The sequence below is a fragment of the Dietzia sp. E1 genome (genome assembly GCF_014145015.1).
GTDB lineage: Bacteria > Actinomycetota > Actinomycetes > Mycobacteriales > Mycobacteriaceae > Dietzia > Dietzia cinnamea_A.
Window position 1 is genome coordinate 1 of sequence record NZ_JAALDU010000067.1, and the last position, 1281, is coordinate 1281.

1 protein-coding gene is annotated in these 1281 nt (G+C 73.3%); it reads right to left on the minus strand.

The window, feature by feature from the left end:
• The coding region (locus tag G6030_RS03085) for an ATP-binding cassette domain-containing protein (protein ID WP_182642165.1) at nt 1–1274 on the minus strand (1274 nt) is incomplete at its 3' end.
• Between the last annotated feature and the right edge of the window lie 7 nt (nt 1275–1281).

Consider the following 1281-nt stretch of genomic DNA (forward strand, 5'->3'; position numbering starts at 1 on the left):
GCCTGGTCGACCCGGCCGGGCAGGACGCCGGACCCGATCGTCGCGCGCCCCGCATCGGGTGACGAGGCGCCGGTGAGCACCGCCAGCAGAGTGGACTTGCCGGCCCCGTTGGCCCCGCTGACGAGGGCCCGGTCGCCGGCCCCCAGCTGCACGGTGACGGGCCCCAGGACGAAGTCGCCGCGCCGGACCACCGCGTCGGTCAGCACCGCCACCACCGCGCCGGAGCGGGGTGCGGCGGCGATCTCCATGCGCAACTCCCACTCCTTGCGCGGCTCCTCGACCACCTCCAGTCGCTCCAACGCCCGCTCGGACTGCGAGATCTTGGCGGCCTGCTTCTCCGAGCGCTGCCCGGCCTGGTTGCGGATGTGCTTGTCCCGCTCGGCGTCCTTGCCACCGGTCTTGCGCATCGCGCTGCGCACGCCCTTGTCGAGCCAGGTCTTCTGCGTCTGGACGCGCTCCTTGAGCTGGTCGACCCGGCCGGCGTACTCCTCGTAGGCGTCGCGGGCCCGCTGCCGCGCGAGCGCGCGCTCGGCCAGGTAGGCCTCGTAGCCCCCGTCGAACACGGTGATCTGCCGCTGGGCCGAGTCGAGTTCGACGATGCCGGTCACGCACCGGGACAGGAACTCGCGGTCGTGGCTGACCACGACCATCGGGCGGCGTTCGGATCGCATGAACTCCTCGAGGACGGCCAGTCCCGCGAGGTCGAGGTCGTTGGTCGGCTCGTCGAGGAGCAGGATGTCGTACTGGCTGAGCAGGACGGCGCAGAGGTTGACGCGGGCGGCCTGCCCTCCCGACAGCGCGGTCATGGGCAGTTCCGTCACGGCGGCGTCGAGCCCGAGCCGCGCGGCGGTGGCGGGGATCCTGTCGTCGAGGTCTCCGCCGCCGAGCGCCAGCCAGCGTTCGAGGGCGTCCCCGTAGGCCTCGGCGGCGGCGTCGGAGTCGGCCATCTTCTCCGCGAGCGCGTCCATCCGTGCCTGCGCGTGCGCGACCCCGGTGACGCGGTGCAGGAAGTCGCGCACCACCTCGTCGTCGTCCCGTTCCACCTCCTGGCGGAGGAGGCCGACCGTGGCGTCCGGCGGGCTGACGGTGACCTGCCCGGTCATCTCGGCGAGCGGGTCGCCGGCCAGTGCGTGGAGCAGGGTGGATTTACCGGCGCCGTTGGGCCCGGAGAGGCCCCAGACGTCACCGGGGGCGACGACGAGGTCGAGCCCGTCGAACAGCGTGCGCGCTCCCCGGGAGGCGCCGACTCCGCGGACGGTGAGCGTGGCGTTCACGATCCCG